This is a genomic window from Streptomyces sp. NPDC047002 (assembly GCF_040704505.1).
Classification (GTDB): Bacteria; Actinomycetota; Actinomycetes; order Streptomycetales; family Streptomycetaceae; genus Streptomyces.
The window spans coordinates 139,533-147,052 of sequence record NZ_JBEYWC010000015.1; the positions used below are offsets into that span (position 1 = coordinate 139,533).

Annotated in this window: 6 protein-coding genes; 3 read left to right on the forward strand and 3 right to left on the reverse strand. The window is 75.5% G+C overall.

Translation table 11 applies throughout. The features are described from left to right. Positions 1-208 precede the first annotated feature (208 nt). Entirely contained in the window at positions 209-1,423 is a 1,215-nt protein-coding gene (locus AB0910_RS16780; RefSeq protein ID WP_366745344.1) for an ROK family protein, read from the reverse strand. 176 nt (positions 1,424-1,599) lie between these two features. Between AB0910_RS16780 and AB0910_RS16785 the strand changes: the two genes are divergently transcribed. Further along, the gene (locus AB0910_RS16785; RefSeq protein ID WP_366745352.1) at positions 1,600-2,796 is read left to right on the forward strand and encodes an MFS transporter; all 1,197 of its coding nucleotides are present in this window, start codon (positions 1,600-1,602) and stop codon (positions 2,794-2,796) included. Between the two features lie 241 nt (positions 2,797-3,037). Here the strand turns inward: AB0910_RS16785 and AB0910_RS16790 are convergent, their stop codons facing one another. Continuing rightward, a complete protein-coding gene (locus tag AB0910_RS16790; protein WP_366745345.1) occupies positions 3,038-4,360 on the reverse strand; it encodes a geranylgeranyl reductase family protein in 1,323 nt (440 codons plus the stop codon). Positions 4,361-4,534: 174 nt separating this feature from the next. On the opposite strand from AB0910_RS16790, the gene AB0910_RS16795 reads away from it, so the two are divergent. Next, positions 4,535-5,902 carry a dipeptidase gene (locus tag AB0910_RS16795; RefSeq protein WP_366745353.1) on the forward strand — a complete coding sequence of 456 codons (1,368 nt, stop codon included), beginning with the start codon at positions 4,535-4,537 and terminating at the stop codon, positions 5,900-5,902. Between the two features lie 65 nt (positions 5,903-5,967). On the opposite strand, the gene AB0910_RS16800 is transcribed toward AB0910_RS16795, so the two are convergent. After that, on the reverse strand, positions 5,968-7,002 hold the full coding sequence (locus AB0910_RS16800) for an NUDIX hydrolase (protein ID WP_366745346.1): 1,035 nt from the start codon (positions 7,000-7,002) through the stop codon (positions 5,968-5,970). A gap of 160 nt (positions 7,003-7,162) precedes the next feature. On the opposite strand from AB0910_RS16800, the gene AB0910_RS16805 reads away from it, so the two are divergent. Further along, positions 7,163-7,366, forward strand: coding sequence for a hypothetical protein (locus AB0910_RS16805; protein ID WP_366745354.1), 204 nt, complete (start codon positions 7,163-7,165; stop codon positions 7,364-7,366). Positions 7,367-7,520 lie beyond the last annotated feature (154 nt).

Consider the following 7,520-nt stretch of genomic DNA (forward strand, 5'->3'; position numbering starts at 1 on the left):
CATCGGGGCTCAGCTCCAGAGGTCACCGCGGGGTCCGCGGGTTTCCCTACGCCTGCGAGCCTGCCGCGCCTGCGGCCGCACGTCGCCGTACGGGCGGCGGCGGGGCCGATACCTCCAGGGGAGTACGGCGGCCTCCCGTCACCCGGTGGGAGCAGCCGCGACCGGTCACGGCGGGTGACCGGCCGCCGGTGCCGCGGCCGGGCGCAGGTCAGGCGCCGAGCGCGGCGAGCGGATCGTCGAGCACCGGCTGCCAGGCCACCTCTCCCGCACCCACCAGGCTGTTGTGGTCCAGGGTGCAGGCGAGCACGGGCACACTGCTGCGGCCCCACAGGCAGCGGTCGGCGACGGCGGCCCTGAGCCGGTCCGGGTCGGTCGCGAGGAGTTCGCCGTGCAGGCCGCCGAGGACGATGCGGTCGGGGTTGAGGATGTTGACCAGTCCTGCGAGGCCGGTGCCGAGGCAGTCGATCAGCCGCTCGGTTGCCGTGCGCACACCGGGCTCCCCCGGTTCGGTGCGCAGCAGGGCGGTGGCCTGCTGGAGCAGGTTGGTCTCGGGGCCCGGCTCGCGGCCCGCCGCTGCGAGGAAGGCGAGCGGGTCGGCCTCCACGTCGAGGCAGCCGCGGCCGCCGCAGTAGCAGGGGCGGCCCCCGGGGTTGACCATGAGGTGGCCGACTTCCAGGGCGAGCCCCGTACTTCCCGTGTGCAGGCGCCCGTTGAGGACGAGCGCACCGCCGACGCCGCGGTGCCCCGTGGCGACGCAGAGCAGGTTGCCCGCGCCGCGGCCCGCGCCGTGCCGGTGTTCGGCGAGCGCGGCGAGGTTGACGTCGTTGCCGGTGAAGACCGGGCCCTCGACGCCGATCGCCCGCACCCGCTCGGTGAAGACCCGCCGCACGGGGGCGCCGGACGGCCAGGCGAGGTGCAGCGGGCTGAGCGCGGTGCCCTCCGGCTCCGCGACCGCCGACGGCACGGCGAGCCCGGCGCCCACGCACCGGCGCCCACTCTCCCGCAGCAGCGCCTCGCCCGCGGCGACGGCCTCCCCGAGTACCTGCTCGGGGTCGGCCTCGACCACGCCGCGGCCCGCGGCGGTGGCGACGATCCGGCCGCCGAGCCCGACGAGTGCGACCCGGTGGCCGTCGGCGTGCACCTGCGCGGCGAGCGCCACGGGACCTGCCTCGTCCACGGAGAGCCGGTGCGAGGGGCGGCCCTGCGAGCCGGCCCCGGCGCCGGGCCGCGAGTCCACCGTGATCAGGCCGAGCGCTTCGAGTTCCGCTGCGACCGCGCCCGCCGTGGCGCGGGTGACCCCGAGTTCCGAGGTGAGGACGGCGCGGGTGGGCGCACGGCCGGTGTGCACGAGTTCCAGCGCGGGGCCGAGCGCGCTCCTGCCGCGTTCGAGCCGCGTCCTGGCCGGGGTCGCCTTGCCGTTCATGGGGCGAGTCTCCCATGATCCGCCGCGGCGCCCGTTTCCTTGTCACCTCCCCGGGAGGTCCCTATGCTGCTTTTGTGCCGGAAATAAACAAACCGGCGGCGGACGCCGCTCCCCACGCCCCGGGCGCCACCGGTCCTGCCGCCCGCGAGGACGGGGCCGCCCGGCGCCACCTCGCCGTGCTGCGGGTGGCCGTGACCCTCTTCTTCGGCCTCGACGGCTTCGTCTTCGCCGGCTGGGTGGTCCGCATCCCCGCGGTGAAGGCGCAGGCGAACGCCTCGGCGAGCGCCCTCGGCCTGGCCCTGCTCGGGGTGTCGGCGGGCGCGGTGGTGACCATGGTCGTGACGGGCAGGCTGTGCAGGGCCTTCGGCGCGCGGCCGGTGACGGTCGCCTGCGCCGCCCTGCTTTCCCTCTCCGTGGCACTGCCGGCGCACACCCACTCGGCGCTCTCCCTCGGCCTGGTCCTGGTGGTCTTCGGAGTCGGCTACGGCGGGCAGAACGTCGCGATGAACGCGGTGGCCGTGGACCTGGTCGCGGCGCTGCGGCGGCCCATCATCTCCAGCTTCCACGCGGTCTACAGCCTCGGCGGCATGCTCGGCGCCGCGCTGGGCGGGCTCGTCGCGAGCCGCCTCTCCCCCGCCGTGCACCTCGGCGCGCTCGCGGTGGCCGGCCTGGTCGCGACGGCGGTCGTGGCGCCGTTCCTGCTGCGCGGCCCGGAGCCGGCCCCGCCAGGACCCGCGCGGCAGCCGGCGCCGGGGCCGCCCGCCGCAGCGCGCCCGGGATCGGGCCGCGGGCCGGGCACGGCGGCGCGGGCAGGGGCGGGCGGCGCGGTGGCGCTGTTCGGCGTGATCGCCTGCTGCACGGCGTACGGCGAGGGGTCGATGTCCGACTGGAGCGCGCTGCACCTGTCGCAGGACCTGGGCGCCGCACCCGGTGTGGCGGCGCTCGGCTACTCGGCCTTCGCCCTCGCGATGACACTCGGCAGGCTGTCGGGGACGGCGGTGCAGGAGCGCTTCGGGCAGACGGGCGTACTGGTCGTCGGCGGTCTCACGGCCGCCGCGGGCATGCTGGTGGGCGCGCTCGCGCCCGTCACCTGGCTGGTGTTCGCGGGGTTCGTGGTGATGGGGCTCGGCCTCGCCAACATCTTCCCCGTCGCCATCGGGCGGGCGGGCGCACTCGCGGGCCCGAACGGCGTCGCCGTCGCCTCGACCTTCGGGTACGGGGGGATGCTGATCGGCCCGCCCGCCATCGGCTTCCTCGCCGACTGGCTCTCGATGCCCGTCGCCCTGACCACGGTCAGCGTCCTCGCCGCGCTCGCCGCCGTCCTCGGCCACGTGGCGCGCGGCGCCGGCGTGCGGGAGCCGTCGGGCGGCTGAGCCGCCGTGCCGCCCGGCCCCGGCCCCGGCGCCGGTCCCGGCGCTCAGCCGAGTCGGCCGGGGCGCACCAGACCGGTCTCGTAGGGCCGGCACGACGGCGCCGGCGCGCGCACGCCGGCCAAAGCCCAGGACCGCGGCGAGGGGACACCGGTCCCTGCAGGTCCGGGGCGCACACGGGCACCCCAAGCGGCGGGGACGCGGGTCCCTCAGCCCGCGGGGCGCGTGCTCACGGCACGCGCGGTCACTCCGGTGAGCCGGCCCTGCGGTGTTCCGGGTCGTGGACGCCGATCGCCTCGGCGTCGCCTTCGGCCGGTTCCTGCGGCACGACGGCGTCCGTGGCGTCGGACTCCTGGCGCCGGTCGAGGAGGTTGAGCCCGCGGCGCGCGAGCGGGTGGGTCCTGACGAGCCCGGCCAGCGTGGTCGAGCCGCGCACGATGTCGGCGAAGGCGTTCCACGCGGGCCGCAGCGAGGTGAGCACGCCGTGGATCAGGGCGGGGCGGCGTTCGAAGACGGACAGCATCCGCCGCCCGACCGCCATCTCCACTCCGAGCCCCGCCTTGATCGCGAACGCGTAGTTGAGCGCCTGACGCCGCGCGTCGACCGCGTCGTGGGCCTCCGCGATCCGTACGGCCCACTCCCCCGCGAGGCGGCCGGAGCGCAGCGCGAAGGAGATGCCCTCCCGGGTCCACGGCTCCAGCAGCCCGGCGGCGTCGCCGCAGACCAGGACCCGGCCGCGGGAGAGCGGCGAGTCGTCCGTGCGGCACCGGGTCAGGTGGCCGGAGGAGACCGCGGGCTCGAACCCGGCGAGCCCGAGCCTGGCCACGAAGTCCTCCAGGTACCGCTTGGTCGCCCCGCCCTCGCCGCGCGCCGAGATCACCCCGACCGTCAGCGTGTCGCCCTTGGGGAAGACCCAGCCGTAACTGCCGGGCAGCGGGCCCCAGTCGAGGTGGATGCGGCCCTTCCAGTCCTCGGCGACCGTGGGCGGCACCGGGATCTCGGACTCCAGGCCCAGGTCGACCTGGTCGAGCTTCACGCCGACGTGCGCCCCTATCCGGCTCGCGCTGCCGTCGGCGCCGACCACCGCGTGCGCGAGTACGGTGTCGCCGTCCGCGAGGACCACGGCGACCGTGCGCCGGTCGGGCACGGCGGGACCGTGCTGCTCGACGCGGGAGACCGTGGCCCCCGTGCGCAGGACGGCGCCCGCCTTCTGGGCGTACTCGACGAGGGTCGCGTCGAACTCGGGCCGGTTGATGAGGCCGAAGAGCATCCGCTTGGAGCGGCGGGTCCTGGTCAGCCTGCCGTTCAGGGAGAACGTCACCGCGCTCACCCGGTCCTTGAACGGCAGTTCGAAGCCGGGGGGCAGGGCGTCGCGCGAAGGTCCGATGATTCCGCCGCCACAGGTCTTGTAGCGCGGAAGCTCCGCCTTCTCCAGGAGCAGCACCCGGCGGCCGGCGACCGCGGCGGCGTATGCCGCTGAGGCTCCGGCAGGTCCTGCGCCGACCACGACGACATCCCACACCGGCTCGTCGCTTTCCAGGCCGGCGTCTGCGTTATCGCTGCTCACGGTGTGCTTCTGCTCCCGACTTGGCGTGTTGCTCTGTTGTCGAACGGCATCCTACGGCGCGGGGTCCCCTGCCCCGCTGTGGGAGGATCATCCTGCCATCGGCCCATGTGAACGGACCGCAGCCACCAGTACAACGTGCCATCTCCCAGGAGCGTGCCCATGACCACGGTTCGGATGCCGGACCCCGACGCCCTCGCACACACGGTCGCCTCCCTCATGCCGAGGGCGAAGGCCGAACTCGCCGAACTGGTCTCGTTCGCCTCGGTCGCCGACCCCGCCCAGTACCCCAGGAGCGAGTGCGAGGCGGCGGCCGGCTGGATCGCGGACGCGCTGCGCGCCGAGGGCTTCGACGACGTGGCGCTGCTCGACACGCCCGACGGCACCCAGTCGGTGTACGGCAGGCTCGCCGGGCCCGAGGGCGCGCCGACCGTGCTGCTGTACGCGCACTACGACGTGCAGCCGCCGCTGGACGAGGCGGCGTGGGTCTCGCCGCCTTTCGAGCTGACGGAGCGGGACGGCCGCTGGTACGGGCGCGGCGCGGCCGACTGCAAGGGCGGTGTGCTGATGCACCTGCTCGCGCTGCGCGCGCTCAAGGCCGACGGCGGCGTGCCGGTGACGGTGAAGATCATCGCCGAGGGCTCGGAGGAGCAGGGCACGAGCGGGCTCGAGGACTACGCGAAGGCGCACCCCGACCTCCTCACGGCCGACGCCGTCGTGATCGGCGACACCGGCAACTTCCGCGCAGGGGTCCCCACCGTCACCTCCACCCTGCGGGGCATGGCCATGCTGGCCGTACGCGTCGACACACTCGCAGGCAACCTGCACTCGGGCCAGTTCGGCGGCGCGGCGCCCGACGCGCTCGCCGCGCTCGTGCGGGTCCTCGACTCGCTGCGCGCCGAGGACGGCTCGACCACCGTCGACGGGCTCGCCGCGGACGCGGTCTGGCAGGGCATCACGTACGAGGAGGACGACTTCAGGTCCGACGCGGGCGTGCTCGACGGCGTCGGCCTGATCGGCTCGGGCTCGGTCGGCGACCGGATCTGGGCGCGCCCCGCGATCACGGTCCTCGGCATCGACTGCCCGCCGGTGGTCGGCGCCACGCCGTCCGTCCAGGCCACCGCGCGCGCCCTGCTCAGCCTGCGGGTGCCTCCTGGCCAGGACGCCGCCGAGGCGAAGAAGCTGCTGGCGGCGCACATCGAGCGGCATGTGCCGTGGGGCGCGCGGGTCGCGATCGAGGACATGGGCCAGGGCCAGCCGTTCCGCGCCGACACGTCGAGCGCCGCGTACGGCGCGATGGCGGAGGCCATGGCGGTGGCCTACCCGGGCGAGGAGATGCAGACGTCGGGCCAGGGCGGTTCGATCCCCCTGACCAACACCCTCGCGGGCCTGTACCCCGAGGCGGAGATCCTGCTCATCGGCCTGAGCGAGCCGGAGGCGCGCATCCACGCGGTCAACGAGAGCGTCGACCCCGAGGAGCTGCGCCGCCTCTCGGTCACCGAGGCCCACTTCCTGCGGAACTACGCGGCCGCCCGCCGCGGCTGACCGCTGCTCCCCCGCCGCACGGCCGCACGCCGGGCGCCACCCGGCGTGCCGGCGTACGGCCGTGCTCAGCCCACCGGTACGCCCGCCTCCAGGTTGAGCACCGCGCCCTGTTCACGGGCCCGCAGGGCCCAGCGGAGGCGGGCGAAGCGTACGGGGGGCAGCAGGTCGGCCGCCTCCGCCTCCGTGACGAAGCGCCAGTCGCGCAGCTCCGAGCCCGGCAGCAGGATGCGTGCGGCGGCGGGCAGCAGGCCACCGTCGAACAGCAGGCGCAGGCCGCCGTAGCGCGGCGGGTCGGGCGGCTCCCAGTCCACCACCAGCAGCCGCGGCACCTCGGCGAGTTCGACGCCGGTCTCCTCCGCGACCTCCCGGATGCCGGCCCTGGCGGGCGCCTCTCCGCGCTCCACGACGCCGCCGGGGAACTCCCAGCCCGGCTTGTACGTCGGGTCGACGAGCAGCACCCGCCCCGCGGCGTCGAACAGCAGCACACCGGCGGCGAGGGTCTCGGCGGTCGGCTCCGGCGTCATCACGATGTCGCGCACGGGCGCCGCTCCGCTGTGCACCGCGTCCGCGAGCCGCGCGGCCGCCCGGCGCGGGGTGAGCCCCGTGGTGTCGAAGACGTGCGCGTCGTGGCGCAGCCAGCCGTCCAGGGCAGCGCGGTACGCCGCGAGGTGCGCGGAGCACCAGCCGTCGGTGCGCTCGGCGCCGCCGGGCTCTCCGACATCGGCCCCGCGCTCCGCGAGCCGTTCGCGCAGGATCGTTTCGTCTTGTGTCAGGAGCACATGCCGCACGGGTATGCGGCGCGCCGCGAGCGCGCCGAACATCTCGTCCCGGTGGTCCTGCGCCAGCAGGGTCATCGGGACCACGAGGACGCCGCCGACCTCGGCGAGGAGCGCGGCCGCCGTGTCCACCACGAGCCGCCGCCACATCGGGAGGTCACGGTAGTCGTCGACCTCGGCGAGCCGCTGCTTCGGGAGCAGCCGTCCGACCTCCTCGCCGACCGGCCCGGGGTCGTACAGGGTGCTGTTCGGGATCAGGTCGACCAGCTCGCGCGCCACAGCCGTCTTGCCCGCTCCGAACGCCCCGTTGATCCATACGATCACGGATCGATCCCCCTTATTTCCTCAGCCCGTCGCCCGCTGTTCGAGGCCCAGTGGATTCCCCTCAACTACCTGCCACGGAAACCCTTGGCCCGAACCTCACGCCCCACCGCGCACCGTAACGCTTTAGCCTGAAGCGTCGTTGGATACCGATGTGACAAGTGTGACAAGGGCGCGCACGGCCCCGAGAACGGTGCTCCAGAGGTTTCCCGCAGGCGGTCCGCGCGGCAGCAGGCCCGCCGAGGAGTTCGCCCGCGCACGGCGCGCCGAGGGCACGCCCGCCGAGGTCGTGATGGACCTCGACCAGGACGTCTTCCTCGTCGTGGTGGGGCGGCGCCCCGGCCGCGCGGCCGGGGCGGACGCGTGAGAGCCGCCCCTGCGGCCCGCGGGCCCGCCGCCCTCGTGGTCCTGCTCACCGGCACCGCCCTGTCGGGGGGGGGGGCGCCCCGGCGCGGCCCCCCCCACGCCGGGCCCCCACCCCGAAGGCGGGCCCCCGGGGGGCAGACGGGCCAGAGGGGCGG

Bases quoted from the DNA above. Each gene is read 5' to 3' on its own strand.
- AB0910_RS16780 (WP_366745344.1), bottom strand. From the start codon at position 1,423: ATGAACGGCAAGGCGACCCCGGCCAGGACGCGGCTCGAACGCGGCAGG.
- AB0910_RS16795 (WP_366745353.1), top strand. From the start codon at position 4,535: ATGCCGGACCCCGACGCCCTCGCACACACGGTCGCCTCCCTCATGCCG.